Source organism: Escherichia sp. MOD1-EC7003 (genome assembly GCF_002965065.1).
Lineage (GTDB): Bacteria > Pseudomonadota > Gammaproteobacteria > Enterobacterales > Enterobacteriaceae > Escherichia.
This window is the reverse complement of record NZ_PTRE01000111.1, coordinates 1-20,494: the sequence shown is the minus strand read 5'-3', so window position 1 is coordinate 20,494 and position 20,494 is coordinate 1. Positions and strand designations below refer to the sequence as shown.

The window sequence follows — 20,494 nt, the reverse complement described above, 5'->3', positions numbered from 1 at the left end:
CATGACAAAGTCATCGGGCATTATCTGAACATAAAACACTATCAATGAGTTGGAGTCATTACCCTTGCTGCCATCATCAGGAGTGATAAAGCCAAAACCTTTATCTGCGTTAAACCATTTTACTAAACCAGTCATTTTATTAGACATATTTTACTTCCTTCATTTTGGGCCTTTCGGCAAACAGGGCTTTAATACAGAAACTACTTAGTGTTCAGGAGAGAGACTCAAAAGAAGGGGATAATGCCTGATAATGAGAACTGCTTTAGTAAACTACTTTGTATGCTGTCTGTCTTTCAAACCGACGCAGATATTAACGCATATTAATTGCGATTAAGCAAATTTTATTTTAGCCGTCCGGCGGTCTTAAATATCGCTGGCTTTATTTTATTAACTCCGTATAGTGCAACGCAGTATTTTCAGTAAGGAATTTGTTTGTCCCGTAAAATGACAGGAATTGTCAAAACCTTTGATCGCAAAAGCGGCAAAGGATTCATTATCCCCTCCGACGGTCGTAAAGAAGTCCTGGTCCATATTTCCGCATTTACTCCCCGCGACGCAGAAGTGCTTATACCAGGATTATGCGTGGAGTTCTGCCGCGTAAATGGCCTGCGTGGCCCAACAGCGGCAAATGTTTATCTCTCTTAATATGATTCGGCTTGTTTAACGCTGACTTTTTTATTGGAATAGTTTAATAGTTAATATCTAACATTATAACACAAGTTACTTTTTCACCAGAAAGCAAATTCATTTAACCGAATATCTCTGCATAAAATAGTTATAAATGCTACTTAACGGTTGGTTATAATACCACTCGAAACTATACCACCATTAATAGTTAATCAATTTCTTAGCAATTTTCTTATCTTTGATTTGTATTTTGCTAAGATTTATCTTATGCTCACAAGTCGTATTTCAAGAGGGAAATTGTTAACAATCTTATATTTCCCTCTGCGCGCCTTTCCCACTCTCGGTATATTGCGCCGACGGTATATGGAAAGGGTGATTTCATGAGGTTGTTATACTCAAAGTAGACAATCCTGATCTCAAGCGTACGTATTGTCCATGCGATGAATAAAGGAAAAGTTATGAAACACAAGCTTTCTGCAATCCTTATGGCCTTCATGTTGACGACACCAGCTGCGTTTGCTGCTCCTGAAACAGCAAACGCAGCCGGGGCAACGACGGGTACAACTGGCACCACAGCGACCACTACTGGCGTAACCACAACTGCTGTGACCACTGGCGGTTTAGCCGCTGGCGCTATCGGCACGGCGACGGTTGTCGGTGTGGCAACGGCTGTTGGTGCGGCGACGTTGGCAGTAGTCGCAGCAAATGACAGTGGCGATGGTGGTTCTCATAACACCTCAACCACCACGTCCACTACGCCCTAATTCTGCTTTAACGCGTCGAAATTAAAGTTAAATAATACCCGGTTTCGATATTCGTACCGGGCTTTAGAGATTTGCATTTTTTTAATTAATCTTTCAAGGATTAAAGGTGCGCCCTCTTATTTTATCGATTTTCGCACTATTTCTTGCGGGATGTACGTACAGCCAGCAAAGTATGGTCGATACATTTCGTGCCAGCCTTTTCGATAATCAGGATATCACCGTAGCGGATCAGCAGATCCAAGCGTTACCTTATTCCACGATGTATTTACGCCTTAATGAAGGGCAACGAATCTTTGTGGTACTGGGATATATAGAACAAGAACAAAGCAAATGGTTATCCCAGGATAACGCCATGCTGGTTACCCACAATGGACGTCTTTTAAAAACTGTCAAACTTAATAATAACCTGTTGGAAGTGACAAATTCCGGGCAGGACCCTCTGCGTAACGCGCTGGCATTAAAAGATGGCAGCCGCTGGACGCGCGATATTCTCTGGAGTGAAGATAACCATTTTCGTTCTGCGACTCTGAGTTCCACTTTTTCCTTTGCTGGATTAGAGACGCTGAATATTGCGGGTCGCGATGTGCTGTGTAATGTCTGGCAGGAAGAGGTGACTTCCACGCTGCCAGAAAAACAGTGGCAAAACACATTTTGGGTCGATTCGGCTACTGGTCAGGTTCGTCAAAGTCGGCAAATGTTAGGCGCAGGGGTTATTCCCGTAGAAATGACGTTTCTTAAACCCGCACCATGAATAAATTACAGTCATATTTCATTGCCAGCGTACTTTACATAATGACACCCCATGCCTTTGCGCAAGGAACGGTGACTATTTATCTGCCAGGCGAACAACAGACACTTTCCGTTGGCCCCGTGGAGAATGTTGTTCAGTTGGTGACACAACCGCAACTGCGCGATCGCCTGTGGTGGCCGGGTGCCCTGCTGACCGACTCCGCGGCGAAAGCTAAAGCGCTTAAGGACTACCAACATGTCATGGCACAGCTTGCTTCCTGGGAAGCAGAAGCTGATGACGATGTGGCGGCAACGATTAAATTCGTGCGCCAGCAGTTACTCAATCTCAATATCACTGGTCGCTTACCGCTCAAACTGGACCCTGATTTTGTGCGAGTCGATGAGAACAGCAATCCCCCGCTGATCGGTGACTATGCGCTCTTTACCGTACAGCGTCCGGCGACTATCACTCTGCTGGGTGCGGTTTCTGGGGCCAGGCGATTGCCCTGGCAGGCAGGCCGTAGCGTTACCGATTATCTGCAAGATCACCCCCGTCTTGCAGGCGCGGACAAGAATAACGTTATCGTGATTACGCCTGAGGGGGAGACTGTCGTCGCTCCTGTTGCCCTGTGGAATAAAAGACATGTGGAACCACCGCCAGGCAGCCAGCTTTGGTTGGGCTTTTCTGCGCATGTGCTGCCCGAAAAATATGCTGATTTAAATGACCAGATTGTGTCTGTTTTAACGCAACGTGTTCCTGACTGATGAAGAAGAACTCTTATCTTTTAAGCTGCCTGGCCATTGCCGTCTCCAGTGCCTGTCATGCTGAAGTATTAACCTACCCGGATCCGCTGGGCTCGTCGCAATCAGACTTTGGCGGCACAGGATTGTTGCAGATGCCAAATGCGCGCATCGCACCGGAAGGGGAATTCAGCGTCAACTACCGGGATAACGATCAATACCGTTTCTACTCCACCTCCGTGGCACTGTTCCCATGGCTGGAAGGCACCATTCGTTATACGGATGTGCGCACGCGCAAATATAGCCAATGGGAAGATTTCAGCGGCGATCAGTCATACAAAGATAAATCATTCGATTTTAAACTTCGCCTGTGGGAAGAAGGTTACTGGCTACCGCAAGTGGCGTTTGGTAAACGTGATATTGCTGGTACGGGTCTGTTTGACGGTGAGTATCTGGTGGCCAGCAAGCAAGCGGGGCCATTTGATTTCACTCTCGGGATGGCATGGGGCTACGCCGGTAATGCGGGCAATATTACCAATCCATTTTGCCGGATGAGCGATAAATATTGTCATCGCGCAGAGTCTCACGATGCAGGCGATATCAGTTTTAGCGATATCTTTCGTGGCCCGGCTTCCATCTTTGGCGGCATTGAATATCAAACGCCGTGGAATCCCCTGCGTCTGAAACTCGAATACGACGGCAACAATTACCAGAATGATTTCGCTGGCAAACTGCCTCAGGCAAGCCATTTCAATGTCGGTGCAGTTTATCGCGCTGCCAGCTGGGCAGACCTCAACCTGAGTTATGAACGCGGTAACACGTTGATGTTTGGTTTCACTTTACGGACCAATTTCAACGATCTGCGCCCTGCCCTGAGCGATACGCCAAAACCGGCCTGGCAGCCTGCGCCAGAGTCTGAAGGTTTGCAGTACACCACGGTAGCGAACCAACTTACCGCGCTGAAGTATAACGCGGGCTTTGACGCGCCAGAAATTCAGCTGCGCGATAAGACGCTGTATATGTCTGGTCAGCAATACAAATACCGTGACCCTCGCGAAGCGGTCGATCGCGCCAACCGGATTCTGGTGAATAACCTGCCGCAAGGCGTTGAGAAGATTAGTGTGACGCAAAAGCGCGAGCATATGGCGATGGTGACTACTGAAACCGACGTCGCCAGCCTGCGTAAACAGCTCGCCGGGACAGCGCCGGGTAAATCAGAGCCACTGCAACAACAACGTGTTGAAGCTGAAGATCTTTCTGCCTTTGGCCGGGGCTACCGTATTCGTGAAGATCGCTTTAGCTACTCTTTCAACCCAACGCTTTCGCAGTCGCTGGGCGGCCCGGAAGATTTCTATATGTTCCAGTTGGGGCTGATGTCCAGCGCCCGCTATTGGTTTACCGACCACCTGCTGCTTGATGGAGGTATTTTCACCAATATTTACAACAACTACGACAAGTTTAAGTCGTCGCTGTTACCCGCGGACTCGACCTTGCCCCGCGTGCGCACACATATCCGTGATTACGTTCGCAATGACGTTTATCTCAACAACTTGCAGGCGAACTACTTTGCCGACTTAGGCAATGGGTTCTATGGCCAGGTGTATGGCGGTTATCTGGAGACGATGTATGCCGGTGTCGGTTCCGAGCTGCTTTATCGCCCGCTCGATGCCAGCTGGGCGCTGGGTGTGGACGTTAACTACGTGAAGCAGCGTGACTGGGACAACATGATGCGCTTCACCGATTATTCCACGCCAACAGGTTTCGTGACGGCTTACTGGAACCCACCGACGCTCAATGGCGTACTGATGAAACTCAGTGTTGGGCAATATCTGGCAAAAGATAAAGGGGCAACGATCGACGTCGCCAAACGCTTTGACAGCGGTGTGGCAGTAGGGATATGGGCGGCAATCAGTAACGTATCAAAAGATGACTACGGCGAAGGCGGCTTTAGTAAAGGGTTTTATATCTCGATTCCGTTCGACTTGATGACCATTGGACCTAACCGCAACCGCGCGGTGGTTTCGTGGACACCATTGACGCGTGATGGTGGACAAATGCTGTCACGCAAATACCAGCTCTATCCAATGACGGCAGAGCGAGAAGTACCGGTTGGACAATAACCTGAAGTAATTCATAACATTACATTGACTGATAAATATAAACCGATGAAAAAGAACATTTTTAAGTTTTCGGTACTGACATTGGCTGTTCTGTCTTTGACAGCATGTACCCTTGTTCCGGGTCAGAATTTATCGACCGGTAATAAGGATGTCATTGAGCTACCTGACAATCAGTATGACCTGGACAAAATGGTCAACATCTATCCCGTCACGCCTGGATTGATTGATCAGCTGCGCGCCAAACCGATTATGTCGCAGGCTAACCCGGAGCTAGAGCAGCAAATCGCGAACTATGAGTATCGCATCGGCATTGGCGATGTATTGATGGTAACGGTCTGGGATCACCCGGAACTAACCACACCCGCGGGACAATATCGTAGCGCCAGTGATACCGGCAACTGGGTTAACGCCGATGGTGCGATTTTTTACCCCTATATTGGTCGCCTGAAAGTGGCGGGCAAAACCCTCACTCAGGTACGCGATGAAATTACCGCGCGCCTCGATTCAGTCATTGAAAGCCCGCAGGTCGATGTCAGCGTCGCGGCGTTCCGCTCGCAAAAAGCGTACGTCACCGGCGAAGTCAGCAAATCTGGTCAGCAGCCGATTACCAATATTCCGCTGACCATCATGGATGCGATTAACGCTGCGGGCGGTCTGACCGCAGATGCAGACTGGCGCAACGTGGTGCTCACTCAGAATGGCGTAAAGACCAAAGTGAACCTCTACGCCCTGATGCAACGTGGCGACTTGCGCCAGAACAAACTGCTGCACCCGGGCGATATTTTATTTATTCCGCGCAACGATGATCTGAAAGTCTTCGTGATGGGTGAAGTGGGTAAACAGAGCACGCTGAAAATGGACCGCAGTGGTATGACCCTGGCAGAAGCGCTGGGTAACGCTGAGGGTATGAATCAGGATGTCGCCGATGCGACGGGAATTTTTGTTATTCGCGCAACACAAAACAAGCAGAATGGCAAAATCGCCAATATTTATCAGCTGAATGCGAAGGACGCATCGGCAATGATACTCGGAACGGAATTCCAGCTTGAACCTTACGACATTGTTTATGTCACGACTGCGCCGCTGGCTCGTTGGAACCGTGTGATTTCTCTGCTGGTACCGACGATTTCCGGGGTGCATGACCTGACAGAGACTTCACGGTGGATTCAAACATGGCCCAACTAAAATTTAACTCAATCCTGGTGGTTTGTACCGGCAACATTTGCCGTTCGCCCATTGGCGAACGCTTGCTGCGTAAACGTCTGCCAGGCGTAAAAGTCAAATCGGCAGGTGTTCATGGTCTGGAAAAACACCCTGCAGATGCGACAGCGGCAAATGTTGCTGCTAATCATGGCGTATCTCTTGAAGGGCATGCCGGACGTAAGCTCACTGCTGAGATGGCACGAAATTACGATCTGATTCTGGCAATGGAGTCAGAGCATATTGCTCAGGTTACCGCAATCGCTCCCGAGGCCCGCGGGAAGACAATGCTGTTTGGGCAATGGCTGGAACAGAAGGAGATCCCGGATCCCTATCGTAAAAGCCAGGACGCATTTGAACATGTTTACGGTATGTTGGAGCGCGCCAGTCAGGAATGGGCGAAGCGCCTCAGCCGGTAATTTGAGTTTATAAAATACGATGACAACTAAAAATATGAATACGCCACCAGGTAGCTCTCAAGAAAATGAGAGCTACCTGCTTCGTCTGGTCGGCGAGTTATGGGATCACCGTAAGTTTATTATCAGTGTGACTGCGTTATTCACGCTGATCGCTGTCGCTTACTCGCTGTTAAGCACGCCAATTTATCAGGCAGATACGCTGGTCCAGGTTGAGCAGAAACAGGGCAACGCCATTCTCAGCGGTCTGAGCGACATGATCCCTAACTCATCGCCCGAGTCAGCACCGGAGATCCAACTGCTGCAATCACGTATGATTCTCGGTAAAACCATTGCTGAACTGAATCTGCGCGACATAGTTGAGCAGAAGTATTTTCCGATTGTTGGTCGCGGCTGGGCGAGATTAACCAAAGAGAAACCCGGTGAGCTGGCGATCAGCTGGATGCACATTCCACAACTGAATGGTCAGAATCAGCAACTGACACTCACGGTTGGGGAAAACGGCCACTATACGCTGGAAGGTGACGAGTTCACCGTCAATGGTATGGTCGGACAGCGTCTGGAAAAAGAGGGGGTTGCGCTGACTATCGCGGACATTAAGGCCAAACCAGGAACACAGTTTGTCCTGAGCCAGCATACCGAACTGGAAGCGATTAACGCGTTGCAGGAAACTTTTACCGTTAGCGAACGCAGTAAAGAAAGCGGGATGCTGGAACTTACCATGACCGGTGATGATCCCCTGTTAATTACCCATATTCTGAACAGCATTGCTAACAACTATTTGCAACAGAATATCGCTCGCCAGGCAGCGCAGGATTCACAAAGCCTTGAGTTCTTACAGCGCCAGTTGCCTGAAGTGCGCAGAGAGCTGGACCAGGCAGAAGAAAAACTCAACGTCTATCGCCAGCAGCGCGATTCGGTTGACCTTAATCTGGAAGCCAAAGCCGTTCTTGAGCAGATTGTTAACGTTGATAATCAACTCAATGAGCTAACCTTCCGCGAGGCAGAGATCTCCCAGCTGTATAAGAAAGATCACCCAACTTATCGTGCGCTGCTGGAAAAACGCCAGACGCTGGAGCAAGAACGCAAGCGCCTGAATAAGCGGGTATCGGCAATGCCCTCCACCCAACAGGAAGTGCTGCGTTTAAGCCGTGACGTAGAAGCGGGCCGTGCGGTATATCTGCAATTACTTAACCGCCAGCAGGAGTTGAATATTTCAAAATCCAGTGCGATTGGTAACGTGCGGATTATCGACCCGGCAGTCACTCAGCCGCTGCCAGTGAAACCGAAAAAAGCGTTGAATGTGGTGCTTGGTTTTATTCTTGGCCTGTTTATTTCGGTGGGTGCCGTGCTGGCGCGTGCGATGTTACGTCGTGGTGTAGAAGCACCGGAACAACTGGAAGAGCACGGCATCAGCGTTTATGCCACTATCCCGATATCCGAGTGGCTGGATAAACGTACCCGTCTGCGTAAGAAAAATTTATTTTCTAATCAGCAGCGCCACCGTACTAAAAATATCCCCTTCCTGGCGGTGGATAACCCGGCAGATTCTGCTGTGGAAGCCGTACGTGCGCTACGAACCAGTCTGCACTTCGCGATGATGGAGACTGAGAATAACATTCTGATGATCACTGGCGCGACGCCAGACAGTGGTAAAACGTTCGTCAGTTCAACTCTGGCGGCGGTGATCGCCCAGTCCGATCAAAAAGTGTTATTCATTGATGCCGACTTACGCCGAGGTTATTCGCATAACCTGTTTACCGTGAGTAATAAACATGGCTTGTCAGAATATCTGGCAGGTAAAGATGAGCTCAACAAAGTGATCCAGCCTTTTGGCAAAGGAGGCTTTGATGTGATTACTCGCGGTCAGGTGCCACCTAACCCGTCTGAACTGCTGATGCGCGATCGGATGCGTCAATTACTGGAATGGGCGAATGACCATTACGATCTGGTGATTATCGATACGCCGCCGATGCTGGCGGTGAGCGATGCGGCGGTCGTGGGGCGCTTTGTCGGCACCAGCCTGCTGGTTGCGCGTTTTGGCTTGAACACCGCCAAAGAGGTGAGCTTGTCAATGCTGCGTCTTGAGCAGGCAGGCGTCAATATTAAAGGCGCTATCATCAACGGTGTGATTAAACGCTCCAGCACCGCTTACAGTTACGGCTATAACTATTACGGTTATAGTTACTCCGAGAAAGAGTAAAACTGAAAGTAAAGTGCGCTTTGTTTAAGCCGGATGCGGCGTGAACGCCTTTTCCGGCCTACGGTTCAGGCATGTTTTACAGGCCAGATAAGCGTAGCGCATCAGGCAGTTCTTCATGTGTCAGCCTCAGAGCATTCAGGCAACTGAATGCTCTTTTTTATGCCTGACAAACTGCACGCCGGTATGCGTGCTTCATTCACTATTTGTGTAAAATCCACCAACGAACACATGCCCTGCGCGTTTCGCTCTTCACACCCTGCCGGAGTCAACTTCATCTCTCCGGCGGCGAGTTTTGGAAGCGTCCACTTGAGCTCCAGTGCGCCGCCGAGATTCGCCAGATCACCATAATAAACATGGCCCCGGTCACGTAGCCCGCCATTACGGTGTGCACAAATTTAACCTGGCTGACCGGGTTAAAGACCCGCTCGCTGAAGCTGCTCATCTCCATACGCAGGGTGTCGATATCAAAATGGTTACGTGGTTTCTGCCAGCCACTGACATACCTCGCCCAGTCGCTGCGCGGAGTCGAGCAAATCTTCTGGCGCTGCCAGCACGACGTCGGGTATTGGACAGATTTCATAACTTTCAAGTAACGGGCCTTTTAAGGTGTCCGTACAGCGTAAATGCCAGACATGGCGTAACCCCGTGGCGTTGATATAGCTTTCGCCGTAGCCAATGGTGCGAATCTGAATATTGCCAGCCCCGCACAGCCGCGAGAGAAATAACCGATCCGCCTCACTGATGGGTAATTGCGTCAGATTAATGCTGTGCGGCTGCGCGTCGGGGTTACGTACATGTGCCAGTAATTCATGAGCCAGCGGTAGGCCATTCATCAGACCATCAATGGGCGGCGGTAACAGCGAATCTGTCGGCAAGAGGTTTTGCGTTGCAGCCTGCCACAACACCAGCGGCGCGCAGCCTGCCTCCAGTTTGTCCTCCAGCAACTGTTTGCCGCGACGTCTGCGTACTCGCCATAATCCGCAGAAGATCGCCTCCTGAATTTCACTTTCACTACCATCAGCCTGCTGAATGCGCACTGACACTTCCCCTTCCCCGAGAAGCGTATTGATAAAATGACGATCGTCGGCATTGAGATTTAACAGATCGACTGCCAGCACCTCGCCCTGCGGCGGCAGGCAGTCGCTTAGTTGATGTTGCAACTCGTTTAATAGCGCAATCACCTGCCAGCTGTGAGCACATTGCTCCAGGGCCGCCATACTCGGTTCATCATTCACCTGACAGGTGATAGGCAGTGGATTCATGCTGAAACTGTCATCGTTCGGTTGCGTTCCTGGCCCCAGCAGATGGAAAAAAGTTTCGCTCATGAGGCTCGCTCCTGCTGCGGTTCGACAAGCCCGCGCATCAGGTTTATCAGTTCCACCCACGGGTGAATCCCCTTCAGCACGCCGCGATAATTACCGCCGGTAAACACTAATGTGGCGGGAAAGCGAAAGACGCCAAAGCGATCGCCGATAGCTTCGCTCTGCTCAAGGTCAGCAATCGCCACCTGCCATGTATAGTCGGGAAACTCGCGCAGTAATTCGCCAATCATTACCGGATTATCGCTGACCTCTGGCGTGCGTTTCGGGTCACAGCTTAATAACACCACGCCGTCTGGCGCTTGTGTAAGCCAGTCGTCAAGACGGGATTCACTAACCGGCGTCCAGCCGCGCGCCAGCATTCGTTGCCACAACGCATCAAATGGCGTGTCGTTGTTCATCCCTGCTCCTCCAGCGTCATCCGGTACTGGCGTAAGCGAACGCCTTCGTAATTTTCCATCGACAGACAGTCATAATTGAGACAGCGTGATTCATTAGCCGGTTGCGGCACAATTCCCCAGCAAGCCAATTGCGCCAGCGCCGCCTGTTCCGCAGCGGGCAGTTGCGCCCGCGCCAGTTCGCTCAGGCTGCCGCCGTAGTCGTCGAGCATTGCCGGTTGCAGCCCGACCAGGGCGACTTGTGCAGGCAAATGACCACGTATATCTGCCAGCGCCAGCACTTCAGAGAAACTGTTCTGGTGCAGGCTCATTTTCTTCGCGCTGAGATAAGCCGGAATACGTTCTCCGGCATACGTTCGTAGCGTTCCAGGCTCCAGCCCGTAATCAATGGCATCGAGAATCAACAGATGGCTGGCACTTTCGACATACCCCAGCAAGTTCAACCCCTGAGTACCGCCATCGACAATCTCCACTTCCTCGGGCCAGTGATAATGAGCATACAGCCGTTCGGCCACCCGCACGCCGAAGCCTTCATCGCCCCACAGCAGGTTGCCCAGCCCCATTACCACCACACATTGCTCGCTCATGAACGCTCCTTGTTACTTATTTTGCCAAATTTGTGGCTACGGTAGCCGTTAACCATGGTGGAGATCACCGTGTCGTCGGACATAATGTCTTCACGCAGCGCCATGTAAACATGACCGATCACAAACGCGCCAATCAGCCACATCCCCAGCCGATGCCAGCTGTGAATGTCCATTGAGTTGCCACCCGTCCAGTAGAAAAATTCCACCACATAACTGAACGGCGCGAAAATAGCGTACTGGCTATGTTCGCTGTACAGCGCAACGCCGGTGATGATCATAAAAACTGACATCAGGAAATAGCCGAACATCGCCGCCTGAGCGATGGGGTTATGGCCTATATCGGCACTCGGATGTTTTGCCAGAAACAGATACCAGCGGATTTCATACCACACGCCCTGCCACCAGCTTTTGCGCCATACCGGCACGATAAACAGCTCGCGGGAGTAACGATTGCCAACAAAAGCCCAGTAGATCCGCATCAGTAAGACCACGGTGAAAACCATCCCGGCGCTGATGTGAATTAACCTGATGTCGCCCATATAGAACAGATATGTCGCCTCGCCGCTGACCGAAGGCAGCGGTTTGCCGATGAAGTAACCGGTGACCATCAACACCGCCATGCATAACACCGTCAGCCAATGCCAGATTCGGACTGGCGCTTCAAAGACATAGTGGCTGACAACGTTGTCGCTTTTCTGTTGCATGATGATTCTCCTTCGCTGTTAACGCACCTGCACGGAGATCAGCTCGCTACCGTCGTCGCCCAGCACGTGTGTTGAACAAGCGAGGCACGGGTCAAAGCTGTGCAGAGTACGCAGGATCTCCAGCGGTTGCTCGGGGATCGCCATTTTGGTGTTCATCAGCGCCGCTTCATAAGCGCCAATCTGCCCTTTGGGATCGCGCGGGCTGGCGTTCCAGGTGGTCGGCACCACGCACTGGTAGAGATCAATCTTGCCATCGCGAATGGCGGCCCAGTGGCCTAACGCTCCGCGCGGTGCTTCGGTAAAACCAACACCACGGCACTCTGTCGGCCAGGTTGCAGGTTCCCATTTTTCAGTGGCGGCAGTGGCAAGATTGCCGTTTTTCAGGTTGGTCATCAGCTTGTCGAAGAAATACTGCAACTTGCCTGCGGCCCACTGAGCTTCGTGCGCGCGGCACAAAATGCGGCCCAACGTCGACTGGATGCCGGAAAGCGGCAGGCTCAACGCCGACATCATGCGATCGACCGACTCAACGGTCGCAGCATCGCCTTTGTGATAAGCGATCAATGTGCGTGCCAGCGGCCCCACCTCCATCGCGTTACCGCGCCAGCGTGGCGCTTTGATCCACGAGTAGCGTTCCTGTTCATTCAGTTGCTGAATGTTGGTGTCGCTGCCTTTGACGTTGCCTGGGTTGTACCACGGGTCGGTAATGCCATCGAAGGGATGACGCCCGACCTGATCGTTGGGATATCGATACCAGGCGTGATCGACAAACTCTTGTATTTGCTGCGGATCCACCAGATCCACTGGCAGCACATTGTTGAAGTCACCGTTGATCACCGCGCCGCCAGGCATCAACAGACTTTTCTCGCCAAAGTCGTTGGCGATATCCGGGAACGCGCCGTAACTGAGGACGCATTTATCAGAAAGGCCCGTGCCGATTTCGCTCCACGGTTTGTTGAACTGACCGATGGCTAAGGCGTCGGGGATCATCACGTTGTTAATGAAATCCGCTGTGCGGGTAATGATCGACTGTACCAGGTTCAGGCGTTCCATATTGACCGCCCCGACCGCGCCGCTTTCGTCAATGTTAATGGCGCAAGGCATCCCGCCAACAATCCAGTTTGGATGTGGGTTTTTACCGCCAAAGACCGCGTGGATTTTGACAATTTCACGCTGGAAATCGAGGGCGTCGAGATAATGGGCGAAGCCCATCAGGTTAGCTTCTGGCGGCAGTTTATACTGCGGGTGCCCCCAGTAACCGTTACGGAAGATCCCCAACTGTCCACCTTCAACAAATTTTTTCAGTCGGTTTTGTACATCGAAGAAATAGCCAGGGGATGATTTCGGCCATGAGGAGAGGCTTTGCGCCAGTTCGGAGGTTTTCCGCGGATCGGCTTTCAGCGCATCTAACACATCGATCCAGTCCATCCCGGCAAGCTGATAGAAGTGCACCAGATGATCGTGGCACCAGAGTGTTGCCAGCATAATGTTGCGGATGATATTGGCGTTGTCCGGCACTTTAATACCGATGGCATCTTCGATTGCGTAAACCGAAGCCAGGGCGTGTACGCCAGTACAGACGCCGCAGATACGTTCAACGAACGCCCACGCATCGCGCGGGTCGCGCCCTTGCAGGATGATCTCCAGCCCGCGAAACATGGTGCCGCAGGAGACAGCATTGGTGATCACATTCTGATCATTAATATTCACTTCACAGCGCATGTGGCCTTCAATGCGCGTAATCGGGTCGACCACCAGGCGGCGTCCGGCATTGTTGATGGTGTATCCCTGAGTTTCGTACTGAGTGCTCATGCCTGTTTATCCTCATTGCCCGGCTGGTGTTCGGTTTCTGTAGGTTGCTGGTTATGACGTCTGCGCTGGTCAACAGCGCTGGCGACTGCGTGCACACCAACAGCCGCTGCCACCACGCCAAGCGCGCTTAAACCGACGGTGTCGGCGGTGGAATGGGTACCCATTTGCGGAATATCGACCACGCGGCTGTAAAACGAACCGCGATCCCAGAAACCATTTTCAGAACAGCCCAGGCAGCCGTGACCAGACTGGATTGGGAAGGAAACGCCATCGTTCCAGCGAGTGGAAGAACAGGCGTTGTAGGTGGTAGGCCCTTTGCAACCCATTTTGTACAGGCAGTAACCTTTACGGGCAGCGTCATCATCCCAACTCTGGACGAACTCTCCGGCGTCGAAGTGGGCGCGGCGATAGCATTTATCGTGGATTCGTTGACCATAGAACATCAACGGACGCCCCATTCTGTCGACATCCGGCAGGCGATCGAACGTCACCATGTAGGTAATGATGGCGCTCATCACATCCGGGATCGGCGGGCAGCCAGGTACTTTGATAATGGGTTTATCAGTAATCACTTTGTCGATAGGCGTTGCCTGCGTCGGATTGGGCCGCGCGGCCTGTACGCACCCCCAGGAAGCGCAGGTTCCCCAGGCGATAATCGCACTGGCTCCAGCTGCGGCACGCTTGAGTTTCTCAATAAACGGTCGACCGCTGCTGATACAGAACATCCCCTGCTCGCCCAACGGCGGGTTACCTTCAACGGCGAGGATATATTTGCCATTGTATTGCGTGATGATGTCTTCAAAGACTTCTTCTGCCTGGGTTCCGGCGGCAGCCATCAGGGTATCGTCATAATCGAGAGAAATAAGGGAAAGGATGACATCCTTCGCCAGTGGGTGAGCGGAGCGAATAAAAGATTCGGTACAGCAGGTACATTCAAGACCGTGGATCCACACCACTGGAATGCGCGGTTTGTTCTCCAGCGCCCAGGCAATCTTCGGAGCCATTCCTGCGCCTAATCCCAGCGAGGTGGCTGCCAGACTACAATATTTGAGAAAGCTGCGCCGGGTAACGCCCTGACGCCGCATGGCCTGGTAAAATGTTTCCTCGTTATTCATATCGCACGTCTCTTCTCCTTGCGACACCGGCAGGACACCGGGCGCTTATGGTCGGCAAGCGACGTCCCTGTAGCAAGGCAAACCATCGCTTCACGTGAGATGCTGAAAACGAAAGCTCATCCTTCTGCACTGGCGCACGTCGCCAGAAAGTATTGTTAATAAAGCGTAGTGAAACTTTTGCACGAAACAATACAAACTGTGTGGATTTATCTTTTAGCGATAAAAATGGACCTATTTTCTTTTGCCGGGCAGTAGGGACGTTTAGCCGGTTGCTAACCGAGTAAAAGAGAAGGAATTCATGGTGATGAAATGATCAAACTGCCGTTTTTTCACGCTATCAATGCGGTTTTGGCTGTTTTTCAGGCAAACGAACAAATTAGGGGTTTACACGCCGCATCGGGATGTTTATAGTGCGCGTCATTCCGGAAGTGTGGCCGAGCGGTTGAAGGCACCGGTCTTGAAAACCGGCGACCCGAAAGGGTTCCAGAGTTCGAATCTCTGCGCTTCCGCCAAATAAGATAAGGGGTTAGCTAAATGCTAACCCCTTTTTCTTTTGCCTGTCGCAATTCTCAGGACGTTCTATCATTGCTTAATGACCTGATAATCCGCTACTAAACCTGTTCCAGATCAAATGCGTAAAGATGGGTAAAACTTCTGGGTGCCTTTGCGTATTATCATTATGCTGTTTAATTAATTACATCTGTCATAGAGAGTGACTCAATGGATCGTATTGTTAGTTCTTCACATGACCGTACATCGCTGCTTAGTACCCATAAGGTACTGCGTAATACCTATTTTCTGTTGAGCCTGACGCTGGCCTTTTCGGCGATTACCGCAACTGCCAGTACAGTGCTGATGCTGCCATCTCCGGGTCTGATTCTGACGCTGGTGGGTATGTATGGTTTGATGTTCCTGACCTATAAAACGGCGAATAAGCCGAGCGGGATTATCTCTGCATTCGCCTTTACCGGTTTTCTGGGTTATATCCTCGGACCAATTTTGAACACCTATCTGTCTGCCGGAATGGGCGATGTGATTGGTATGGCGCTGGGTGGAACAGCATTGGTGTTCTTCTGCTGCTCTGCGTATGTGCTGACCACCCGCAAAGATATGTCATTCCTCGGCGGGATGCTGATGGCGGGTATTGTGGTGGTGCTGATTGGTATGGTTGCTAATATCTTCCTGCAGCTGCCTGCCCTGCATCTGGCGATCAGCGCGGTCTTCATTCTGATTTCCTCTGGCGCTATCTTGTTTGAAACCAGCAACATCATTCATGGTGGTGAAACGAACTACATTCGTGCCACGGTTAGCCTGTATGTTTCGCTGTACAACATCTTCGTCAGCCTGTTAAGCATTCTGGGCTTCGCCAGCCGCGATTAATCTCGCCCAGGGTTACTTACCGAGCCTCGCTTTATGCGGGGCTTTGTTTTTTGTTACACTGCCGCCAGTCTGATTAAGGTAGTAATAATTATGCTAATCTTCGAAGGAAAAGAGATAGAGACCGATACCGAAGGCTATCTCAAAGAAAGCAGCCAGTGGAATGAGCCGCTGGCGGTGGTGATTGCAGAAAACGAAGGGATTACACTGTCGCCAGAACACTGGGAAGTGGTACGTTTTGTGCGTGATTTCTATCTGGAATTCAATACTTCTCCGGCGATTCGTATGCTGGTAAAAGCGATGGCAAATAAATTTGGCGAAGAAAAAGGTAACAGCCGCTATTTATACCGACTGTTTCCGAAAGGTCCGGCAAAGCAAGCCACCAAAATTGCTGGCCTGCCTAAACCGGTAAAATGTATTTAACGGATACGAAAATCGGTTAATTCCCCCGAGGGATGATGCGGCTCGCTAAGCACCCGTTCTACACGCGCAGAACGCGGGCCGCCACTCTTTAACCACTGCATTAATTTTTCCACCTGCCCTTCTTCGCCGCAGGCAACGACTTCCACGCTGCCATCGTCAAGATTTTTGGCGTAACCGGTTAACCCGAGTTTTTTCGCTTCGTACTGCGTGGTATAGCGAAATCCTACGCCCTGAACTCGCCCGTAAACCCAGGCAATTATGCAGACTTTCGACATTGCTGCTCTCCTTATCCTTAATGGACGCGTTGCAAATCCAGGGAAAACTCCGGACAATGACGCCCATTTCTTTGCATCGACAGAAAAGTAAATTATGAGTGTACGTTTAGTGTTAGGCCAAAGGGCGCGAAAAATCATTACTTCGTCGCCATCCGTGGGGCTTTTCCGGGGCCGTTGCCCGCATGGAAGGTAAAGCCAGCCTCGGTGAAACCATCGATATTGTTGATCATCAGGGAAAATGGTTAGCACGCGGCGCTTATTCGCCAGCTTCGCAAATCCGGGCGCGCGTCTGGACGTTTGACCCGTCTGAATCTATCGACATTGCTTTTTTTACCCGCCGTTTGCAACAAGCACAAAAATGGCGTGACTGGCTGGCGCAAAAAGATGGCCTCGACAGCTATCGTTTAATCGCCGGTGAATCTGATGGCCTGCCGGGTATTACTATCGATCGTTTCGGTAATTTTCTGGTGCTACAACTGCTGAGTGCTGGCGCGGAATACCAGCGTGCTGCATTAATTAGCGCCCTGCAAACGCTGTACCCGGAATGTGCGATTTACGATCGCAGCGACGTTGCGGTACGTAAAAAAGAAGGGATGGAGCTGACCCAGGGTCCCGTCACCGGCGAGTTGCCACCCACCCTGCTGCCGATTGAAGAACACGGTATGAAGTTGCTGGTGGACATTCAGCGCGGCCACAAAACGGGCTACTACCTGGACCAGCGTGATAGCCGCCTGGCTACCCGCCGCTACGTTGAAAATAAACGCGTACTGAACTGTTTCTCCTATACCGGTGGTTTCGCAGTATCGGCATTGATGGGTGGTTGCAGCCAGGTTGTCAGCGTTGATACCTCCCAGGAAGCCCTGGATATTGCACGGCAGAACGTTGAGCTGAACAAACTGGATCTGAACAAAGCCGAGTTTGTCCGTGATGATGTATTTAAATTACTGCGTACCTATCGCGATCGCGGTGAAAAATTTGACGTTATCGTGATGGACCCGCCGAAGTTTGTTGAGAATAAAAGCCAGTTAATGGGCGCCTGCCGTGGCTATAAAGACATCAACATGCTGGCGATTCAGTTACTGAATGAAGGCGGTGTTCTCCTGACTTTCTCCTGTTCCGGTCTGATGACCAGCGATTTATTTCAGAAAATCATCGCGGATGCCGCAATTGATGCCGGTCGTGATGTACAATTTATAGAGCAATTCCGTCAGGCCGCCGATCATCCGGTGATCGCTACCTACCCGGAAGGGCTATATCTGAAAGGATTTGCCTGTCGCGTCATGTAACTTGAAATGTGGAATTTTACCCTTATATCAACGGTAAAGATTTCCCGGGAGGTGACTATGATTGCCAGCAAATTCGGTATCGGCCAGCAGGTCCGCCATTCCCTGTTAGGTTATCTCGGAGTGGTCGTGGATATCGACCCGGTTTATTCGCTCTCTGAACCGTCGCCTGATGAGCTGGCGGTGAATGACGAGCTTCGCGCCGCTCCGTGGTATCACGTGGTGATGGAGGACGACAACGGCCTACCGGTTCATACCTACCTGGCTGAAGCCCAGCTAAGTAGCGAATTGCAGGATGAGCATCCTGAACAGCCATCCATGGATGAGTTAGCGCAGACTATCCGCAAACAACTCCAGGCCCCGCGTCTGCGTAACTGATCCCTGAACAAATCCCCGGAAGGTTTTTGCCTTCCGGGGATTTTTTATTTGGCCAATCCCAGGCGAGGGATCTCAATAGCCGGGCAGCGATCCATCACCACATTTAACCCGGCATCCCGCGCCAGTACTGCCGCTTGCTCATTAATCACTCCCAATTGCATCCAGAGCGTTTTCGCGCCAATGGCGATCGCTTCCTGTGTCACGCCCCACGCGGCTTCTGAATTACGGAAAACATCGACCATATCAACTTTTTCCGGAACTTCTGCCAGCGTGCCATACCCCTGCTGACCCAGCAGCGTTTTGCCGGCAACTTTTGGCGAAACAGGAATGACGTGATACCCCTGGTCGAGTAGATACTTCATCACGCGATAGCTGGGACGATCGGGTTTGTCGCTTGCCCCCACCAGCGCAATGGTGTGAGTGGACGTTAAAATGCCTGCAATATCGGTTTCTTTCATTATTTCCTCCAGACTGTTTAACAAAGTGTACGACAAAGCCGACATGCCAACCATGCAGCTAATACGAATGAATGAGAGCAAAAACGGGAAATATGTCTATATGTTAGTAAGTATGATTAAAGAAAAATTTTGACATATTATTATTTGGGCGGTCTTTTGACAGGAGCTATCTATGAAAACCGGCATCGTGACCACCTTGATTGCATTATGTTTGCCGGTATCCGTTTTTGCCACCACGCTGCGGCTCTCAACCGATGTTGACCTTCTGGTACTCGACGGCAAGAAGGTTTCCAGCTCTCTGCTGCGCGGTGCGGACAGCATTGAACTGGATAACGGACCGCATCAGTTAGTGTTTCGCGTTGAGAAGACGATTCATCTTTCCAATAGTGAAGAACGGCTGTATATCTCCCCACCGCTGGTGGTCAGTTTTAATACCCAGCTCATCAACCAGGTCAATTTTCGCCTGCCACGCCTGGAGAATGAACGGGAAGCTAACCATTTTGATGCCGTACCGCGCCTTGAATTGTTGGATGGCGATGCGACGCCGATCCCGGTAAAGCTGGATATTCTCGCCATTACCTCAACGTCAAAAACGATTGATTATGAGGTCGAGGTTGAACGCTATAACAAATCCGCGAAACGCGCTTCACTACCACAATTTGCCACTATGATGGCAGATGACAGCACTCTGCTTTCTGATGTTTCCGAGCTGGATGCCATTCCACCGCAGTCTCAGGTGCTCACAGAACAACGGCTGAAGTATTGGTTTAAACTGGCTGACCCACAAACGCGAAATACCTTCCTGCAATGGGTGGAAAAACAACCATCTTCCTGAGATTTTTGTGCCTGTGCGCAGGCTTTTTCAGTCTTTATCTTGCAGCGATAAGTGCTTACAGTAATCTGTAGGAAAGTTAACTACGGATGTAAATTATGGAACTAACGACTCGCACTTTACCTGCGCGGAAACATATTGCGCTGGTGGCACATGATCACTGCAAACAAATGCTGATGAGCTGGGTAGAACGGCATCAACCGTTACTGGAACAACACGTACTGTATGCAACAGGTACTACTGGTAACTTAATTTCCCGCGCGACCGGCATGAACGTCAACGCGATGTTGAGTGGCCCAATGGGGGGTGACCAGCAGGTTGGCGCATTGATCTCGGAAGGGAAAATTGATGTGTTGATTTTCTTCTGGGACCCACTAAATGCCGTGCCGCACGATCCTGACGTGAAGGCCTTGCTGCGTCTGGCAACGGTGTGGAATATTCCGGTCGCCACCAACGTGGCAACGGCAGACTTCATTATTCAGTCGCCGCATTTCAACGACGCGGTCGATATTCTGATCCCCGATTATCAACGTTATCTCGCAGATCGTCTGAAGTAATATCGCACAGGTGGCAAACGCCACCTGTAAATGATGACAAACGCAAAATTGCCTGATGCGCTACGCTTATCAGGCCTACACAATCTCTGCAATCCATTGAAATTGCATGTTTTGTAGGCCGGATAAGGCGTTCACGCCGCATCCGGCATGAACAACGCAAAATTGCCTGATGCGCT

22 protein-coding genes, 1 tRNA gene and 3 pseudogenes are annotated in these 20,494 nt (G+C 51.0%); 15 read left to right on the top strand and 11 right to left on the bottom strand.

Annotation, left to right across the window (positions count from 1 at the left end; all coding sequences use genetic code 11):
- Positions 1–147: cold shock domain-containing protein (locus A7090_RS27320; RefSeq protein WP_446718728.1), on the bottom strand; the 147-nt coding region annotated here is incomplete at its 3' end.
- A gap of 285 nt (positions 148–432) precedes the next feature.
- Between A7090_RS27320 and cspH the strand changes: the two genes are divergently transcribed.
- From cspH to etk, 8 genes are all read left to right on the top strand, one after another.
- Complete coding sequence (gene cspH / locus A7090_RS18485) at positions 433–645, top strand: cold shock-like protein CspH (RefSeq protein WP_105275116.1); 213 nt, start codon at positions 433–435, stop codon at positions 643–645.
- Positions 646–1,085: 440 nt separating this feature from the next.
- The gene (locus A7090_RS18480; protein ID WP_105275115.1) at positions 1,086–1,391 is read left to right on the top strand and encodes a hypothetical protein; all 306 of its coding nucleotides are present in this window, start codon (positions 1,086–1,088) and stop codon (positions 1,389–1,391) included.
- Between the two features lie 106 nt (positions 1,392–1,497).
- A complete protein-coding gene (gene gfcB / locus A7090_RS18475; protein WP_105275114.1) occupies positions 1,498–2,142 on the top strand; it encodes a lipoprotein GfcB in 645 nt (214 codons plus the stop codon).
- On the top strand, positions 2,139–2,885 hold the full coding sequence (locus A7090_RS18470) for a capsule biosynthesis GfcC family protein (RefSeq protein WP_105275113.1): 747 nt from the start codon (positions 2,139–2,141) through the stop codon (positions 2,883–2,885). Before gfcB ends, A7090_RS18470 begins: the two co-directional genes overlap by 4 nt.
- Entirely contained in the window at positions 2,885–4,981 is a 2,097-nt protein-coding gene (locus A7090_RS18465) for a YjbH domain-containing protein (protein WP_105275112.1), read from the top strand. The genes A7090_RS18470 and A7090_RS18465 overlap by 1 nt, the downstream gene beginning before the upstream one ends.
- 45 nt (positions 4,982–5,026) lie before the next feature.
- Positions 5,027–6,166, top strand: coding sequence for a polysaccharide export protein (locus tag A7090_RS18460; protein ID WP_105275117.1), 1,140 nt, complete (start codon positions 5,027–5,029; stop codon positions 6,164–6,166).
- Complete coding sequence (gene etp / locus A7090_RS18455) at positions 6,154–6,600, top strand: protein-tyrosine-phosphatase Etp (RefSeq protein WP_105275111.1); 447 nt, start codon at positions 6,154–6,156, stop codon at positions 6,598–6,600. The genes A7090_RS18460 and etp overlap by 13 nt, the downstream gene beginning before the upstream one ends.
- 19 nt (positions 6,601–6,619) lie before the next feature.
- Positions 6,620–8,800, top strand: a complete 2,181-nt coding sequence (gene etk / locus A7090_RS18450; RefSeq protein WP_105275110.1) for a tyrosine-protein kinase — start codon at positions 6,620–6,622, stop codon at positions 8,798–8,800.
- 113 nt (positions 8,801–8,913) lie between these two features.
- Here the strand turns inward: etk and A7090_RS18445 are convergent.
- From A7090_RS18445 to hyaA, 8 genes and pseudogenes are all read right to left on the bottom strand, one after another.
- Positions 8,914–9,141: pseudogene (locus tag A7090_RS18445) on the bottom strand (hypothetical protein); the annotation flags it as partial.
- A pseudogene (locus A7090_RS18440) lies at positions 9,138–9,281 on the bottom strand (cytochrome ubiquinol oxidase subunit I); the annotation flags it as partial. The pseudogenes A7090_RS18440 and A7090_RS18445, both read right to left, overlap by 4 nt.
- Positions 9,274–10,125 (bottom strand): hydrogenase expression/formation protein, encoded by an 852-nt coding sequence (locus A7090_RS18435; RefSeq protein WP_105275109.1) that lies wholly within the window; start codon positions 10,123–10,125, stop codon positions 9,274–9,276. The gene A7090_RS18435 and the pseudogene A7090_RS18440, both read right to left, overlap by 8 nt.
- Positions 10,122–10,520 carry a hydrogenase-1 operon protein HyaE gene (gene hyaE, locus A7090_RS18430; RefSeq protein WP_105275108.1) on the bottom strand — a complete coding sequence of 133 codons (399 nt, stop codon included), beginning with the start codon at positions 10,518–10,520 and terminating at the stop codon, positions 10,122–10,124. The genes A7090_RS18435 and hyaE overlap by 4 nt, the downstream gene beginning before the upstream one ends.
- Entirely contained in the window at positions 10,517–11,104 is a 588-nt protein-coding gene (gene hyaD / locus A7090_RS18425) for a hydrogenase 1 maturation protease (RefSeq protein WP_105275107.1), read from the bottom strand. Before hyaD ends, hyaE begins: the two co-directional genes overlap by 4 nt.
- Positions 11,101–11,808 (bottom strand): Ni/Fe-hydrogenase b-type cytochrome subunit, encoded by a 708-nt coding sequence (hyaC, locus tag A7090_RS18420; protein WP_105275106.1) that lies wholly within the window; start codon positions 11,806–11,808, stop codon positions 11,101–11,103. The genes hyaD and hyaC overlap by 4 nt, the downstream gene beginning before the upstream one ends.
- Before the next feature lie 18 nt (positions 11,809–11,826).
- Positions 11,827–13,620, bottom strand: coding sequence for a Ni/Fe-hydrogenase large subunit (gene hyaB / locus A7090_RS18415; RefSeq protein ID WP_105275105.1), 1,794 nt, complete (start codon positions 13,618–13,620; stop codon positions 11,827–11,829).
- The gene (hyaA, locus tag A7090_RS18410; protein ID WP_105275104.1) at positions 13,617–14,735 is read right to left on the bottom strand and encodes a hydrogenase 1 small subunit; all 1,119 of its coding nucleotides are present in this window, start codon (positions 14,733–14,735) and stop codon (positions 13,617–13,619) included. Before hyaA ends, hyaB begins: the two co-directional genes overlap by 4 nt.
- Positions 14,736–15,159: 424 nt before the next feature.
- Here hyaA and A7090_RS18405 point away from each other — a divergent pair.
- The 3 genes from A7090_RS18405 to tusE all read left to right on the top strand — a co-directional run bounded on the left by A7090_RS18405 (position 15,160) and on the right by tusE (position 16,535).
- Positions 15,160–15,247, top strand: a tRNA-Ser gene (locus A7090_RS18405).
- Between the two features lie 208 nt (positions 15,248–15,455).
- Positions 15,456–16,115, top strand: coding sequence for an FtsH protease modulator YccA (gene yccA / locus A7090_RS18400; RefSeq protein ID WP_105275103.1), 660 nt, complete (start codon positions 15,456–15,458; stop codon positions 16,113–16,115).
- Between the two features lie 90 nt (positions 16,116–16,205).
- Complete coding sequence (gene tusE, locus A7090_RS18395) at positions 16,206–16,535, top strand: sulfurtransferase TusE (RefSeq protein WP_105275102.1); 330 nt, start codon at positions 16,206–16,208, stop codon at positions 16,533–16,535.
- Here the strand turns inward: tusE and yccX are convergent.
- Positions 16,532–16,810: an acylphosphatase gene (gene yccX / locus A7090_RS18390; RefSeq protein ID WP_000048236.1), complete on the bottom strand. Its 279-nt coding sequence runs from the start codon at positions 16,808–16,810 to the stop codon at positions 16,532–16,534. The two genes, tusE and yccX, sit on opposite strands and share 4 nt — an antisense overlap.
- 94 nt (positions 16,811–16,904) lie before the next feature.
- Here yccX and rlmI point away from each other — a divergent pair.
- Positions 16,905–18,096: pseudogene (rlmI, locus tag A7090_RS18385) on the top strand (23S rRNA (cytosine(1962)-C(5))-methyltransferase RlmI).
- A gap of 57 nt (positions 18,097–18,153) precedes the next feature.
- Positions 18,154–18,471: a heat shock protein HspQ gene (gene hspQ, locus A7090_RS18380; protein WP_001295356.1), complete on the top strand. Its 318-nt coding sequence runs from the start codon at positions 18,154–18,156 to the stop codon at positions 18,469–18,471.
- 44 nt (positions 18,472–18,515) lie between these two features.
- Here the strand turns inward: hspQ and A7090_RS18375 are convergent, their stop codons facing one another.
- Complete coding sequence (locus A7090_RS18375; RefSeq protein WP_105275101.1) at positions 18,516–18,929, bottom strand: CoA-binding protein; 414 nt, start codon at positions 18,927–18,929, stop codon at positions 18,516–18,518.
- A 172-nt stretch (positions 18,930–19,101) separates the two neighbouring features.
- On the opposite strand from A7090_RS18375, the gene A7090_RS18370 reads away from it, so the two are divergent.
- Both A7090_RS18370 and mgsA read left to right on the top strand, forming a co-directional pair.
- Entirely contained in the window at positions 19,102–19,764 is a 663-nt protein-coding gene (locus A7090_RS18370; RefSeq protein ID WP_105275100.1) for a DUF2057 family protein, read from the top strand.
- A 95-nt stretch (positions 19,765–19,859) separates the two neighbouring features.
- A complete protein-coding gene (mgsA, locus tag A7090_RS18365; protein WP_000424181.1) occupies positions 19,860–20,318 on the top strand; it encodes a methylglyoxal synthase in 459 nt (152 codons plus the stop codon).
- Positions 20,319–20,494: the final 176 nt, after the last annotated feature.